Source organism: Mucilaginibacter ginsenosidivorax (genome assembly GCF_007971525.1).
Taxonomy (GTDB): Bacteria; Bacteroidota; Bacteroidia; order Sphingobacteriales; family Sphingobacteriaceae; genus Mucilaginibacter; species Mucilaginibacter ginsenosidivorax.
Window position 1 is genome coordinate 2,373,023 of record NZ_CP042437.1, and the last position, 15,582, is coordinate 2,388,604.

A 15,582-nucleotide genomic window follows, 5' to 3' on the forward strand; every position below is an offset into this window, starting at 1 on the left:
TCATTGTAATTTGCCAGATATCCCACGTTTTAAATGACAAAACCCCTAACTACGGCGTACAGTTACCGTATTAAATTTATTGTACAGAGGTTTATCTTCTCGCTGCTTTTTTGGCAGCCTATAATTTCCATCGCCCAGATATCTGATGTTAAGTTCAGGCATATCAGTAATGAGCAGGGGCTTTCTAACAGTACCATCACCTGCATTTTTCAGGATAGCCGGGGTTTTATGTGGTTTGGCACCCGCGATGGCTTAAACCGTTACGATGGCATTAAAGCTATCATCTACAAAAACGATCCTAAAAATAAGGCCAGTATCAGTGATAATTTTATCAATTGTATTTTTGAGGATGCTGATCATAAACTTTGGATAGGCACTACTTATAGCCTCAACAAGTTCGACCCGGTTAACAACACCTTTTCAAGGTTCGACATTGGCAAAATTCCGGGTGGCGTTACAACCATTTGCGGGCACGATAAAGATCATATATGGGTAGGTACTTTATGCAATGGTGTCAGCCTGGTTAATATCAAAACAAATCAACTAAAACATTTTAGCAGCAATGCTAAACAGGTAAGCAGCTTGAGTTGCGATTCTGTTAACTGCATATACCGTGATAAGCAAAACCGGCTTTGGGTAGGCACGCAAAACGGACTTAATATTTTTGATGCCCAAACATCTACGTTTAAACCCTATGCTATCAATGGCCTGAATGCACACAACAAAATTGTAAGCATAGCCGCCGATCATAAGAACAACTTATGGCTGGGTATCAACGGCGGTGGCGTGGGTGTTTATAATCTGATCGATAAAACGTTCAAGCTGCTAAAACATAACGATGCCGATGCAGGCAGCCTTTCCGGCGATTTGGTGCTGGACGTACTGGGCGATAAAAAAGGAAACATTTGGGTAGGTACGGTTAACGAGGGCATGAACTTGTATAACCCGAAGGATAATTCATTTTTTAAATACCGCCCGCGGCTTGATAACGTCGGCAGTCTTTCAAACCTAACCGTTTCGGCCATTTACGAGGATGCCGAAGGCGATATGTGGGTGGGCACACACCGGGGCGGCGTTAACTTATACACGCCCGAGTCGGACAAGTTTCGGCTGTTAAGGCAGGGAATTGACCCCAATGGTTTAAGCTATAATGATGTAAAAGCTTTTTTTGAGGATAGCAAAGGCAATTTATGGGTAGGTACCGATGGCGGGGGGCTTAACCTTTTCAATCGTACAAAAAACACCTTTAAGCATTATAAAAACGTACCGGGCAATAGTTCAAGTATTTCGGCAGATGCTATCCAGGCCATAGCCGAAGATGGCGCCGGGGCTTTATGGGTTGGCACATGGGGCGGCGGCCTTAATTTAATGAATTTTAATACCGGAACTTTTACCCGCTTTAAAGCCAATCCGGCCGATCCGAACGCTTTGAGTTCCGACTTTTTACAGCGCATGCTGCTGGATAGCAAAGGTAACTTTTGGGTAGCCACCTATGGAGGTGGCATTAACCTGTTGGATGCCAAAACGCACAAGTTTAAACGCGTTACCAAAGACCCCGACGGGATAACCAGTTTTAGCGGCAAAAATGTGGTATCCATAGGCGAAGACCACGAAGGCAATGTATGGTTTGGCACCGATGATGGCGGCCTTAACCGTTACAATTTAACTACCCGCCGCTTCTCGCATTATTTTGATCACGAAAAAAAACAAACCGATTCGAGGGTAATATTTACAGATAGCCGCGGCCAGGTTTGGGTAGGTATGGCCGGCTTGTACCTGTTTGATAAAGCAAAAAACACGTTTAAGCTATACAGTCACGATTCGGGCCTTGATATTAATTTTATTAAGGGCATAACCGAGGGCAACCGCCATAACCTGTGGATCTCCACCTCGGATGGGATGGTAAAACTAAACCCGCGCACCGGCAAAAGCAAGCAGTTTAATACTTACGATGGCTTGCAGGCCATGGAATTTGAAGCTAACTCGTACCTGAAAACCCGCGACGGCGAAATGTATTTTGGTGGCATCCGTGGCTTTAACCGCTTTTACCCGGATGAGATCAGGATTAACAGCTTTATCCCCCCGGTGCATATAACCGATTTCCAGGTGTTTAATAAAACCATTATTCCCGGCGATAAAGATTCATTATTAAAAAGGGACATTGATTTTACGGATAAGATTGTGCTCGATCACAATCAATCGGCCATTGCTTTCAGCTTTGTGGCGCTCAATTACATTGTAAACCGTAATAACCAATACGATTATAAACTGGATGGTTTAGATACAGAGTGGCAGCACGCCGGTATTGAACGCCGCGCCAGCTACACCAACCTCGATCCGGGTACATACACTTTCCATGTAAAAGCATCCAATAATGATGGCGTATGGAATAATAAAGGTGCATCAATCACTATAATTGTAACGCCTCCGTTTTGGGTTACCTGGTGGTTCAGGCTATTGGTAATTGTTATTATAGTTGCCACCGTTTATAGCGCTTACGCCTACCGCGTTAATACCATACAACGGCAAAAAGCCGAACTTGAAAAGCAGGTAAAGGAACGCACCCGCGAGATAGTACAAAAAAACGAGTTACTGCAATCCCAATCGAACGAGTTGCAGGAGGCTAACGAACAATTGCAGGCACAAGCAGAGGAGCTAACGTCGCAATCGGAAGAGTTACTTTCCCAGGCTGAGCACCTTCATGAGCTGAATGAGGAACTGAAAAACCAACAGGAACAGGAACACCTGGCCCGCCAGGAAGCCGAAAAAGCCAACCAGGCCAAAAGCATTTTCCTGGCCACCATGAGCCACGAGATCCGTACACCGATGAACGGTGTAATTGGTATGGCATCGCTGTTGGCCGAAACTAAATTGGATTACGAACAACGCGAATACGCCGATACCATCATCAGCAGCGGCGAAAGCTTGCTGAGCGTAATTAATGATATCCTTGATTTCTCTAAAATAGAATCGGGCAAGATGGACCTGGAGCAGGAGGAGTTTGACCTGCGCCAAAACATCGAAGAGGTAATGGACTTGTTTGCCCGCAAAGCTGCCGAACAAAAAATCGACCTGGTGTATCAACTCGATGAAGATGTGCCTATACACATCATAGGCGACAGCCTGCGCTTACGGCAGATTTTGATAAACCTGGTAAGTAACGCCTTAAAATTTACCACCAAAGGCGAAGTGTTTATAAAAGGATCGCTTAAACAGAAACTTGATAACGATGGGGTAGAGATCGCTTTTGATATCAGGGATAGTGGTATAGGCATCCCCGAAGAGAAGCTATCCAAGCTGTTTAAAGCATTTTCGCAGGTTGATTCGTCAACCACGCGCAAATATGGAGGTACGGGCCTGGGCCTGGCCATTTGCGAAAGGCTGGCACATTTAATGGGCGGCGAAATTGGTGCCGCAAGTACTTACGGCCAGGGATCGGTATTTAGCTTCTCTATCAAAACTACCAGGAGCAAAAACCCTGTCAAGCGATCGCTTATTTGCGATTTAAGCAGCTTAAAAGACTTAAGGGTATTGATAGTTGACGATAACCAAACCAACTTAACCATCCTTAAAACACAATTGCAGCATTGGAAGCTCGACCCGGTGGCAGCCCTATCGCCTTTTGACGCCTTAAAGCTCATGGAAACAGACAACAGCTTTAAGCTGGTAATAACCGATATGGAAATGCCATTGATGGACGGGGTTGGGTTTGCACGGGAGGTTAAGGCCAAACACGACGCTATGCCTATTGTGATGCTAAGCTCCATAGGCGATGAAACCCGCACCAAATTCCCCGGCCTGTTCTCGTCCATATTAGTGAAACCGGTTAAGCTGAACAACTTATGCCAGGCCATTGAAAAAGCATTTGATAAACAGGGCAGCGCGCAGGTAGAAACCATTTCGAGAAATGTACTCTCTACCGATTTTGCTGCCGAACACCCGATGAACATCCTGGTGGCCGAAGACAATATGATCAACCAAAAACTGATTGAGCGGGTATTGAACAAACTGGGCTATAAACAAATAGATATGGTGGAAAATGGACTTGAAGTTTTAGCAAAACTCAAGCAAAAAACTTACGACATCATCCTGATGGACATACAGATGCCGGAAATGGATGGGTTGGAAACAACCGCCGGGATAAGGCAGCTGGACATGAAACAGCCCTACATTGCCGCCATGACAGCCAACGCCATGCCCGAAGACCGCGAGATCTGTATCCAGGCGGGTATGGACGACTACCTATCCAAACCCATGAAGCTGGAAGACCTGGTAGATATTCTTAAGAAAATAGGATAAAGCATAGATGCATGTATAAAATATCGAGTAATGAATTTTGAATATTTAACATCAAAATTTGCTGTTCAGTATCCGGTGTTCAGTATCCGATATTTTTTTTGCTAACCTACAACAAAGGCAACTTCCCTACCGCTTACCATCGCCTTTTTCACATCAATGCTGCCATAAACCACATTTAAGGATGGTTTGCCTGCCTTAAGTGTTACTGTACCAAAACCTGTTGCTGTTGACAAGAAGCTGGTAAAATCGCCAATTTTTGAATCGACATGTAATACGCCGGAAACCGCGTCGAACCGTACACCGGTGAGCGCCTGCAGGTAGCCGTAGCTTGATAGGGCGCGGGCATACCAGTGGCCGCATTCGTACTCGTTAAAGGGGTTGCGCACTTTACCGTCATAACGGTTTCGGGATGCACGCAGCACGTTTAGGCCCTGGGCCACATTGCTGGTGAGCATTAAATGCGATGCCACCTGGTGTTCAATACCTGTCCAAACTTCGTCGCTGTATACAAACGGCAATGATAGCTTGCCGCCTTTGGGCCAGGTGCAAAGCAGCAGCCCGGCCTCGTTACCCAGTGCAAATGACGGGCGTTGCGGGTTGGCATGTTCGCTCAGGTCGGTTTTAAAATTATATTTGTATACCGATTGCAGGTGGCTGTTTATTTTTTTGCTGTCGATAACATCCTCCAATCCGCACATGCGGCCTATCCAGGCGCCAAGTACGCCGTCGCTCAGGCAGCCCTTGCCGTATTGGTATTTGGGGCCTTCGGTATGCAGCAATGCTTCGGCCTCTTTTGAGTATTCGCCGCCGTATGATTTTTCTTTGGATGGATCTTTGGCGTTAAGGCTGGTATAATTAATTTCCTGTATAAAAAACTCGCCGTTGTAAAGCGTATTTTCTATCATCGCCTTGCCTTTGGCCTGCAATTCGCGGTAAGCGCCAACATCCTGTTTTAAAAACCCGCCCATTGCTATAAAGCTTTGCAGTGCACCAAGGTAAAAGCTGGTATGCATGCCATCGGCACCCCAAAACTCAATATCGTAGGTGTTGTGGTGCGGTTCTTCTATCACGCCTTTGTGGCGTGGGTCCCAGGTTTTGATGCAGTAATCCATACTTACTTTTACCATGGGGAATATCTTTTTAAGCCACTCGTTATCGCCGCTGATGCGCCAGTCGCGGTAAACCTTCATGATGCCGCCAAGCTGCCCATCGGCAGCCGAATGAAAATCGTGCGTCACTGGGTTTATGGGCAGGTTGGCCCTAAACGTTTGGTGGCCGTCTTCGCTTTGGTCTTCGCAAAATTCGGTAGCCCGCAGGCTGCGTTCCAGCGCGGGAAACAAATGCGGAATGGCCTGGGCATAATTCCAAACATGGGTACATGAACCATGGCAACAACCCGAGTCATCGCCGCAGCCTTCAAAATTCCACAGACGGCCATCGTACTGCCGCATTACGGTTGGCGATTTTAAAATAGAAAGGTTACAGGCTACCGCTTCAATAACTTCGGGCGGTAAGGTGCTGGCATAAAACGCCTTTGTAAACAACCGCGACTTCGCCCTAAGGTCATTATAGTTTTGCCGCCAGTAGCTGCTCACGCTATCTATATTTCCGAAACGGCTGCTATACCAGGGCTTATAAAACTTACCGTCAAAATCCTTGTCGTACTTATCCAAACCAATATCTGCCGGCGAATTACAGCAGCCCGAGGCCGGGTCGCAGCCCTCTTTCTTTTTACCCGGTGTACCAAACGTCAGCCGGGTTTCGGGCGAATACCAGGCCAGCATCACCTTTATTGTTTTTTGCTTGCCGGGTGCTACATCAAAAGGCACGTAAAGGCTGGCGCCGGGGGCATTTGCAGGTACAGCAGGATTATTAACCACGCGGCCATCTTTTATAGCGTTCCAGGCCATGGTAAATGGATCCCACCAACCACCCCTGAACCAGCAATGATCAACAACCGTATGGTCATCATCGGTAAATACCGTAAAATCTAAAGGGAAGCTGGTTTCGCCGTTGCCGGTAGCCGTAGCGGTAAACCCGTTTTTTGCAGGTAACACCGCATCCTTTCCTTTTGCGTCGCCCCAAAAATTACGGGCGTTAAAGCTAAACACCGCACTAACTTTTGATGTGCCTGTATTGGTAAATTGATATTCAATGGCCCCAACGGGCAGGCTCGAGTTATCGTCATCGGTAGGGATAAATGGGCTCCACCCGGTGATGCCAACAGATAATGGGATATCCTGGTCAATAAGTTTAATGTGACAGAACGGGAACTCGGTTTTAAACTCGGCGGCATGAAAACGCGGCAAGCCCGTAGTTGAACCGGTAAGGCCATTGCCGGCATCGCGCAGGCCAAACTTTTTCCAGTCGGGTACGGGGCCTTCCAAAAGCTTCGCTCCCCGGGCAACACCCTTTACGTGAATAGCGGCAAATATCCCAGGTTCGTTAAAAATATCGGGCTTATTGCGTATCGATACATGCGAAACAGCACCTGTACCCTCCAAACAAAACATGCCCGCGCCCATACCACCAATGGGGAATGCAACCCGGTTTAAATGATCGCCGGTATAGGCGGTATTGTACGCCCGCTTTACGGGTTTGCCCAATGTATCATTAATATCTTCAGCGGGTTCGTCCAACGTTTTGGCATCTGCAATATTTATAACGGCGGCCGGCATCATGGCCATAGCTCCGCCAACACCCACTTTTTTTAAAAAGCTTCTGCGACCTTTTTTATCCTCCATTATGTTGATCCCCCGGTTTATATGGAAATGAATACCAACTTATCATTATTTATTGATAAATCATAATGTTGCGGTATCGCGCAAAATTCAGAACCATTTCAATCCATTCGTTCTCTGCTTTTATCCCGTAGGTTTGTTAAATTCAACCATGAAAACAAAAAAATTTATCCGTAGCAACCCGCACCTGCCGGTAAAGGATTTAAAGCAGACCCTTGATTATTACCGGGAAACCCTTGGCTTTTACGATGAATGGATCGAAGGCGATAAAGACGGCGGGATAAGGCGCGATGACATGCGCCTGCTGTTTGGCGAAGATGCCGGGTTTACCGCAGCCATTAATAATGCCCAACACCGCCTGCCCCTGATGTGGTTTGTAGATGATATCGACGCCGTTTATGCCGAGCTACAGAAACGAAATGTTGAAATAGCCGACGGCTTAAAAACACACCCGTACGGATTGAGGGAATTTGCTTTTATTGATATCAACGGGTATTACATCAGGGTTGCGGAGAGTATTTAGGGATAATAGTGAGATTTGATTGAGCCCGAACAAAGAAATACCTGCGCGTGTTTTTTGCTGTTTCAATTATACATCACAATAACCTCATCCACCATACCATCACCGTTAAAAAATAAATTCTCCACGGCATTTTTGCCGCTATCGGTATTATGATAATATATGCTGATGCTGTTTACGCCGGTAAGTACTTCCAACAGCTCGAAATGCAGGTTTGGCAGTTTGCTCAGGGCGGTTTGCCAGTATCGTCTAACGTTGCTTTTACCCGATATAATACCTCCGCAATCGGGGTATATTTTCAGGGCGTAGGGTGTTTGAATGCTAAAATCATCGGTGTAGTGCGCCATCAGCGTATCTAAATCCTGCTTGTTCCAGCAGGTTATCCATTCAGCGGCAAAACGGGCTGCAGATTGTTGGTCTATCATTATGTATAATCAAAAAGGAGATTCATTAAACGGTTGCCAAAATTGCAACACAGGCTGCAACCCTATCCACAAAAATAAAACATTTGTTCTCCCGGCTACCGCCCAAATTTTGAAACTAAAATAAGGTAAACTTCAATAAATTTCAGTCTTTTTTCAACTGTCCCCGGTGCCAGTAAATCATGTAACGGGCGTCGTGCAGTTTATAAAAAGGGATTAACTCCAGGTTATTGTAACGGGCGGGGCTTATCAATTGCGGTGCCGTGAAAGTTTGATCTTTCCCGCTAACAGGTTTCAGGTAGGCGGCAATATTAACAATATTATCAGCCAGAAAAGGCGCCTCGTTCAGCGGGTACATTTTGCCCCTTGCGCGGTAGCCACCAAACTGATTAGCGTCTCCAATTAAATTATCCAGGTCTGTAGTATCGGTTTTTGCGGCTAATACAATGGGGCCGTGTACAAAGGCCACGTAACCAGAACTGTCGGGCAATGCTTCTGTGCTTACTTCCATAGGTAAATACACCGCAATTTCGTCGCCCTTTTTCCAGGCGCGGTTAAGTTTTATATAATTGCCGGGTTGTGCTTCAACAGGCACTTCGGTACCGTTTATTTTAATTTGAAGCTTACCTGCCGTTACCCAGCCCGGATAACGAATATTTATGCTGAAAACACCGGGCCTCGCCGCCTCAACCAAAAGTTTGGTGGTTTGGCGGTCAGGAAATTTAGTCTGCTGCGAAAGCACTAAACCTTGTGCAGCCCAATTTAGGCGCGAAGGGATAAACAAGTTTACAAACAAATCTTTTTGCCGGTAACTATAAATGAGCTCGGCGTATTTTCCGTGATTTTCCATGCCCGATCCTACACAACACCACATGGTTTCCTGTGGCTGCGAGTATACGCGGTAATGCCGTGGCCGCATAGAGGTGTAATAAACAAACCCTCCGTGTGTTGGGTGCTGGCTCGATAAAATATGATTATATAAAACCCGTTCATAAAAATCCATATACTTCACTTCGCCCTGTTTTTCAAACAGATGGCGGGTTAGTTTAAGCATATTGTAAGAATTGCAGGTTTCGGGACCAGCAACATCGGTAATCATCTTGCTAAAATTACCGGTTGGATTAAAATGCTCATTTACGCTATTGCCACCAATTACCACAGTACGGTTATGTACTACTGTTTCCCAAAAAAAACCGGCAGCTTTGCCATAATCTTTGTCGCCCCCAACTTCGGATATCCGTTGAAACCCAACTGCCTTCGGTATCTGCATATTGGCATGCAGCCCGTTAAGCTCATCCTGTCCATTTATTAACGGATTTAAAATGGCTTTGTGCGAAAACCGGCGGGCCAGTGTGAGGTATTTATCCTGCCCGGTAATTACCGATACATCGGCAAATACCTCGTTTAATCCGCCATGTTCTGAAATAAGCATCGTTTGAATTTGCTCATCAGTCAGCTTATGCGAAACGCCATCTATGTAATCTGTCAATCGTACCAATATTTCTTTGGCCAGTGGCTTTCCGGCAATCATATATGCATCCCTTAATCCGGCAAAAAGTTTGTGAATATTGTAAAGCGGAACCCATTTTTTGTTCAATGCAAAGGTATCAGCTTCAATTTTGCCGGCTGCAATATCCTTCCACATGGCGGTTCCTCCGGGAGTGCCACCAAGGTAGCCGCTCCCTATTTTGTCCTGGCAACGTTTCAATTGCGCCAGCATATAATCAAGGCGCCGGTTCATTTCCGGATTATGAGTAGAAGCATACATGTTGGATAATGCCGAGAGGTAATGCCCGCCAATATGCCCATCCAAACCTGTGTTTTCCCAATTGCCGTAGTTTTTCTTCTTAGGCTTTAAACCAGCTTCTGTAAAATAAGGGGCAAGTAAGCGGTCGGGATCCAAAGCCAGCATATAAGCCATATCTGTTTGCTGCGCGCTTTTAAACACACCAGGCAATAAGGCCACCTGCTGCAGCTTAAATGCATGCAATGAAGATTGAGCCTGTGTTTGCACCGGCAATATAAAACCCATAGCTATTAAGCACAGGTATAGAAAAGGATGGGTAATTGTCCTGTTAATCATGTTATAATATCGACGGTAAAAAAAATTCGAAACCGGTTAGCGCCACTAAGATAGAGAATGTTTTTAATGATTGTTGTAATAACACTTATTTTAACCTGCGTTGCTGGTTCCCTTATTCAGCATAACGACCGGTAACACAAATGTTGTAACGTGCTAAATTGGCCGTTATATTACCTGCAATTTGCACATCATACTCATTAGTTTCCGCGCAAATCGTTGTTCAATGGGGCGGGGTTGTTTTTATTTATCGTCAAAAGGCTTGTCTTTATTGTTAATGCTACAACCATAAATGGCCAGGGTGAATTTCTTTTTATTGGTGCATATAAAATTACCATTATTTGCGTTTAGTGTAACTTTAGCCGTTTAACTTCGTCCTATCAATACATCACCCAATAACAAATTGGGGCATCCTATGAGTAAAACATGCCCATTTTGACCCTTACTAAACCCTATACCGATCAACAGCTACTGGATTTGATCAGGAAGGACGACCGCGGTGCATTTACCGAGTTGTACAATCGTTACTGGGATAAAACCTATACCGTGGCCCTACACCGGCTTGACGACGAGCATGAGGCCGAAGAAGTGGTACAGGAAGTGTTTTTAAGCATATGGCAGCGGCGGGCTACACTACAACTTACGCACACAGTGGCTACTTACCTTGCTGTTGCCGTAAAATATAAAGTGATTAACCACCTGGCCAAACAATACCGCCGGCAATTGCAGCATGATGAACTTATCATCACATCGCCGGTTGTTGCCGACAGCACTGCCGACTGGCTGCATGAAAAAGAATTGCGGCAACTGTTAGAGAAAACCATCAGCCAGCTCCCCGAAAAATGCCGTATTGTTTTCCTGCTCAGCCGCGACGAAAATAAAACCTACGCCGAAATTGCCGCCGAACTGAACATATCGCAAAAAACAGTAGAAGCACACATGAGCAAAGCCCTGCGCGAATTAAGGGAAACCCTGGGCGTATCGGCACCCATACTGGCTTTCATATTGCTAAATGCAGACCGGTTTTTGTAGAACTTGGCAGTGATTTTATTATTTTAACGATTATTTTTGATGTTGTTATGATAGCTATAGAATTATCACTCAAACAATTGATGGATGCTGTAAAGCAATTGTCACTCTCCGAAAAACTCAAGCTCAATGAGATGATTTGGAAAGATGATATGGCTATTCCCTCTGAACATCAAAAATTAGTTAAGGACAGGAAAAGCAAATCTGACGCAAATCCTGACCTGCTGTTGGATTGGGAAACAGCATCCAAAAAGCTTGTTTCTTAACTTGTCCCGTGCAGGTGATAAAATTTAGCAAAACGCTGAAGGGGCAATGACGTATATCGCATGGCGGCTACGACTCACCCCGCCAGGCTACGCCGGCGACCCTCTCTTCGGCTTCGCCGGAAAGAGGGTTTTTGAAATTACAATCAAATAAGCAATTGACTATCAAATAATTAAAAGCAAAAACCTTCTTTCCACCGCAGGTGAAGAGAGGGTGGTCGGGCGTAGCCTCGACCGGGTGAGTCTTAGCCAGCGTTCAAGCGAACGTTTATGTAAATTCCCATACGTGATAGGTAGGTACGAAGCAATGACGGTCTGTTTACTTATTTTCTCTTAGCGATCTTTGCGCGAAATCAAAACCCTCATATTTCTCTTAACTTAATCCCCACACACAAAATAAATTTCATTTCCCACTAAGGGTATCCGGCCCCGCTGTTGACTATATGTACAAAAGGTAGATATATTTTACGATGGAAAACAACGCCTACGATATTAAAGAGCTTGCCCATAAGCTTGAAAACGGCACCATTACCCCCGAGGAAATGGCCTGGTTTGAGCAATGGTACCAGGGGTTTAATGATGAAGAGGTAATGCTCACGGGCAGCAGGCACTCCGGCACCAATGAACTTAAGGATAGCATTTTTAATGGTATTGCATCGCAAATGGAAGCGGCTGCACAACCAAAACGCAAGGTGATTACCTTATGGCGCAACATAGCTGCTGCAGCGGCTATAGTGTTATTGGTTGCCTTTGCGGCGTTTTATAAAAACGCTATCCTGGATATTGTCGACCCGGTGAAACAGGTAGATTTATTGAGCAAAGCAGGCCAGCACAGTCAAATCAGTTTGCCCGATGGTACCCAGGTATGGCTAAGCCCGTCGACCCATATCAGCTACCCGGATAACTTCAGGGACGAACAGCGTTTGGTGAAGTTAGATGGCGAAGCCTTTTTTGATGTAAAGCACGACCCTGCGCATCCCTTTGTTATTCAATCGGGTGCCATCAAAACGGTGGTGTTGGGTACCAGCTTTAACGTAAGGGCTTATACCGATGCAAAAACTGCCGAAGTTACCGTGGTAAGCGGGAAGGTGGGCGTGCTCACATCGGCAAGCGGCAAAAACCAGCAGCAGATCATGACGGCCAGGCAACGGGCGGTATTCAACAAAACTGATGGCTTGCTGCTGAAAGAAAACTATCCCGATGCCGCAAAATTCCTTAGCCAGCGTAATGGTAATTTTGATTTTGAAGGCGCATCAATGCAAACCGTTGCCGATGAACTTGGCAGGCAGTATGGCGTACAGATAAACGTCGACCCGCGCATTGCCAATAGCTTATACTACGGGCACTTGAACACCACACGCCTTATCGGCACCGAACTTGATGTGCTTTGTACAGTAATGGACAACACCCGTTGGCAAAAAGTGAACAACCAGTATTACATCCGCGAAATTATAGCTAAACATTAACGTTTTTGTCCGGCTAATTACCGGGCATGAAAATCAACTCAAACCAGGGAAGCTTTTAACCGGCTTACCTACATTTAAAAACCTACACAAAATGAATAAAACCAAACCCACATGGTTATCCATGTTGATTTGCGCCGTACTGCAAATACCTATACTGTTCCGAACGTTACTTTGCGCCATCGTTTTATTGATAGCAAACCAACAAGTTTACGCGCAAAATCCGCTTGATAAAACCGTAACCATCAGCATAAATAATGAACCTGTTAAACAGGCCTTAGATAAAATAACCATCGCCTGCGGCGTAAGGTTTACCTATAACCAAACCGTTGCCCAAAGCCCGGCAAAAATCAGCATCGATGCCAAAAAACAACCTTTAGGCGATGTATTAAAGCAGGCTTTTGCATCGGCCCCCTTCAGCTTTTCGGTGTTGGATCAGGACGTGATGATTAAATATGATGCGGCTAAAATAAAAAAGTTGCCGGCCGCCGTGGCAGGCGGCAAATTCACCCTAAGCGGTACCATTAAATCAAAACAAAGCGGCGAAACCATTATTGGCGCCACCATCAGGGTTCCCGATGCCAGCCAGGGCACCTCGAGCAACGAGTACGGCTTTTACTCCATTACCCTGCCGGCCGGCAGCCACCAGCTGGCCATCAGCGCTGTTGGCCAAAAAAGCGCCTTTGTGCAGGTAGACCTGGCAGCCAACCAGCAGCTTAACATCAGCATGGATAATAATGAACAGGCCCTGCAGGAAGTTACCATCAGCGCCAAAGCTCCCGGCACCCGCGATTTGGCCAGCCCGCAAATGGGGGTTGAACATTTAAGTGTGCAGGAGACCAAAAATATCCCTGTTTTACTGGGCGAACGCGATATCATTAAAACCATACAGCTGCTGCCTGGCATCAAATCGGCCGGCGAGGGCAGTGGCGGCTTTTATGTGCGTGGCGGCGCATCTGATCAAAACCTGATACTGCTGGATGAAGCGCCGGTTTACAACGCATCGCATTTGCTGGGGTTCTTCTCAACCTTTAACTCCGATGCCATCAAAAACATCAGTATTTATAAGGGCGATATGCCTGCCCAATACGGCGGCAGGCTATCGTCCGTGCTGGATATTAAAATGAACGAGGGCAACAACCAAAAGTTTGGCGTAAGCGGCGGTGTTGGGCTGATAGCCGCCCGAATTAATGTGGAAGGCCCCATCCAAAAAAACAAATCATCGTTCCTGATATCGGCCCGCCGTACTTATGCGGATGCTTTCCTGGCTTTCTCCAAAGATTCCATCGCCAAAAAAAGCCAGCTGTATTTTTATGATATCAATGCCAAGGCCAATTATATTTTAGGCGATAAGGACAGGATTTTCTTATCCGGCTATTTTGGTAAAGATGTATTGAAGGCCAGCGATATAGCAGGCATTAACTGGGGCAACACCACCGGCACCCTCCGCTGGAACCACATTTTTAACAGCCAGCTATTTTCAAACACCTCGGTTATTTACAGCGACTATGATTACAAAATCAATATTAAAGAGGATGTAAACCAGTTCCAGATCTTCTCGCAGATAAAAGACCTTAACCTGAAAGAAGACCTGCAATACTACGCCGGCGACAAAAACACCATCAGCTTTGGCTTTAATGCAATCTACCATACCATTAAGCCCGGCGAAATTTCATCAACCGGCAATTCGGGTATTATATCGCAAAGCCTGCAAAACAGGTACGCGCTTGAAAATTCGGTGTATGCTACCAATACCTGGAAAGCATCTGATCGTTTTAGTCTTACTTATGGCGTTCGCCTGTCAGCCTTTACCATCCTGGGGCAGGGCGATTATTATACCCTTGATGCCGATGGCAATATCACGGGCACAAAACACTACTCAACCGGGCAGGCGGTTAAAACATACGTTAACCCCGAGCCACGCATCGCGGCAGCCTATTCATTGAATGATTACAGCTCGGTAAAGGCTTCGTATGCACGTAACGCGCAAAATTTGCACCTTATCTCCAATTCCAACTCGGGTTCGCCAACGGATAAATGGGTGGCCAGCACCAACATTATTAAACCCGAACTGGCCGACCAGTTTTCGGTAGGTTATTACCGCGATTTTAGCGATCATAAATATGAGTTCACGTTTGAAACTTATTATAAAAAGTTGCAAAACCAGGTTGATTACCGTAACGGGGCCAATATTTTTACCAACCAGCCTATTGAAACCCAGCTGCTTTACGGCAAGGGCCGTGCCTATGGTGCCGAGTTGCTGCTTAAAAAGAAAACCGGCCGCTTAACGGGCTGGGTAAGCTATACCCTGGCCAAAACCGAACGGCAGATTGATGGCATTAACAATAACCAATGGTACAATGCCAGGCAAGACCGTACGCACGACCTGGCCATTGTAGCCATGTACAAAGCCACCGAAAAGTGGACCCTATCGGCCAATTTTATATACTATACAGGCGATGCCGTAACCTTCCCCAATGGTAAGTACCAGGTAGATGGGGCCAATTACTATTACTACACCAGCCGCAATGCCGATAGGATGCCGGCCTATAACAGGCTTGACCTTGGCGCCACACGCCAGTTAAAAAAGAGCAGCAAATTTGAGTCGGATTTAACTTTTAGCCTGTACAATGCGCTGGGTAACCACAATGCCTACCGCATTTATTTCCGCAATAATAAAGACGATGCCAGCCGTACCGAGGCCGTGAGGACCACCCTGTTCACCTTTGTGCCTTCCATCACCTATAACTTTAAATTTTAATTGT

General features: G+C 46.0%; 9 protein-coding genes. 6 read left to right on the forward strand and 3 right to left on the reverse strand.

Going from position 1 to position 15,582, the window contains the following annotated elements; translation table 11 throughout:
* Nucleotides 1-33 precede the first annotated feature (33 nt).
* Nucleotides 34-4,299 (forward strand): hybrid sensor histidine kinase/response regulator, encoded by a 4,266-nt coding sequence (locus FSB76_RS09965; protein WP_147053432.1) that lies wholly within the window; start codon nucleotides 34-36, stop codon nucleotides 4,297-4,299.
* Between the two features lie 101 nt (nucleotides 4,300-4,400).
* Here the strand turns inward: FSB76_RS09965 and FSB76_RS09970 are convergent, their stop codons facing one another.
* Entirely contained in the window at nucleotides 4,401-7,043 is a 2,643-nt protein-coding gene (locus tag FSB76_RS09970; RefSeq protein ID WP_147053433.1) for a GH116 family glycosyl hydrolase, read from the reverse strand.
* A gap of 148 nt (nucleotides 7,044-7,191) precedes the next feature.
* Between FSB76_RS09970 and FSB76_RS09975 the strand changes: the two genes are divergently transcribed.
* Complete coding sequence (locus tag FSB76_RS09975) at nucleotides 7,192-7,563, forward strand: VOC family protein (RefSeq protein ID WP_147053434.1); 372 nt, start codon at nucleotides 7,192-7,194, stop codon at nucleotides 7,561-7,563.
* 62 nt (nucleotides 7,564-7,625) lie between these two features.
* Here the strand turns inward: FSB76_RS09975 and FSB76_RS09980 are convergent, their stop codons facing one another.
* Both FSB76_RS09980 and FSB76_RS09985 read right to left on the reverse strand, forming a co-directional pair.
* A complete protein-coding gene (locus FSB76_RS09980; protein ID WP_147053435.1) occupies nucleotides 7,626-7,985 on the reverse strand; it encodes a nuclear transport factor 2 family protein in 360 nt (119 codons plus the stop codon).
* 142 nt (nucleotides 7,986-8,127) lie between these two features.
* A complete protein-coding gene (locus FSB76_RS09985) occupies nucleotides 8,128-10,065 on the reverse strand; it encodes a glycoside hydrolase family 127 protein (RefSeq protein ID WP_147053436.1) in 1,938 nt (645 codons plus the stop codon).
* A 423-nt stretch (nucleotides 10,066-10,488) separates the two neighbouring features.
* Here FSB76_RS09985 and FSB76_RS09990 point away from each other — a divergent pair, with 423 nt between their 5' ends.
* From FSB76_RS09990 to FSB76_RS10005, 4 genes are all read left to right on the forward strand, one after another.
* Complete coding sequence (locus tag FSB76_RS09990) at nucleotides 10,489-11,094, forward strand: RNA polymerase sigma factor (protein ID WP_147053437.1); 606 nt, start codon at nucleotides 10,489-10,491, stop codon at nucleotides 11,092-11,094.
* Between the two features lie 47 nt (nucleotides 11,095-11,141).
* Nucleotides 11,142-11,357: a hypothetical protein gene (locus tag FSB76_RS09995; RefSeq protein ID WP_147053438.1), complete on the forward strand. Its 216-nt coding sequence runs from the start codon at nucleotides 11,142-11,144 to the stop codon at nucleotides 11,355-11,357.
* A 467-nt stretch (nucleotides 11,358-11,824) separates the two neighbouring features.
* Nucleotides 11,825-12,820, forward strand: coding sequence for a FecR family protein (locus FSB76_RS10000; RefSeq protein ID WP_147053439.1), 996 nt, complete (start codon nucleotides 11,825-11,827; stop codon nucleotides 12,818-12,820).
* Nucleotides 12,821-12,911: 91 nt separating this feature from the next.
* Nucleotides 12,912-15,578: a TonB-dependent receptor gene (locus tag FSB76_RS10005; protein WP_225976470.1), complete on the forward strand. Its 2,667-nt coding sequence runs from the start codon at nucleotides 12,912-12,914 to the stop codon at nucleotides 15,576-15,578.
* Nucleotides 15,579-15,582 lie beyond the last annotated feature (4 nt).

Excerpts from the sequence above, each read along its gene's own strand:
- FSB76_RS09965 (WP_147053432.1), top strand. The coding sequence starts at position 34 with ATGACAAAACCCCTAACTACGGCGTACAGTTACCGTATTAAATTTATT.
- FSB76_RS09990 (WP_147053437.1), top strand. The coding sequence starts at position 10,489 with ATGCCCATTTTGACCCTTACTAAACCCTATACCGATCAACAGCTACTG.
- FSB76_RS09970 (WP_147053433.1), bottom strand. The coding sequence starts at position 7,043 with ATGGAGGATAAAAAAGGTCGCAGAAGCTTTTTAAAAAAAGTGGGTGTT.
- FSB76_RS09995 (WP_147053438.1), top strand. The coding sequence starts at position 11,142 with ATGATAGCTATAGAATTATCACTCAAACAATTGATGGATGCTGTAAAG.
- FSB76_RS09975 (WP_147053434.1), top strand. The coding sequence starts at position 7,192 with ATGAAAACAAAAAAATTTATCCGTAGCAACCCGCACCTGCCGGTAAAG.
- FSB76_RS09985 (WP_147053436.1), bottom strand. The coding sequence starts at position 10,065 with ATGATTAACAGGACAATTACCCATCCTTTTCTATACCTGTGCTTAATA.
- FSB76_RS10000 (WP_147053439.1), top strand. The coding sequence starts at position 11,825 with ATGGAAAACAACGCCTACGATATTAAAGAGCTTGCCCATAAGCTTGAA.
- FSB76_RS09980 (WP_147053435.1), bottom strand. The coding sequence starts at position 7,985 with ATGATAGACCAACAATCTGCAGCCCGTTTTGCCGCTGAATGGATAACC.
- FSB76_RS10005 (WP_225976470.1), top strand. The coding sequence starts at position 12,912 with ATGAATAAAACCAAACCCACATGGTTATCCATGTTGATTTGCGCCGTA.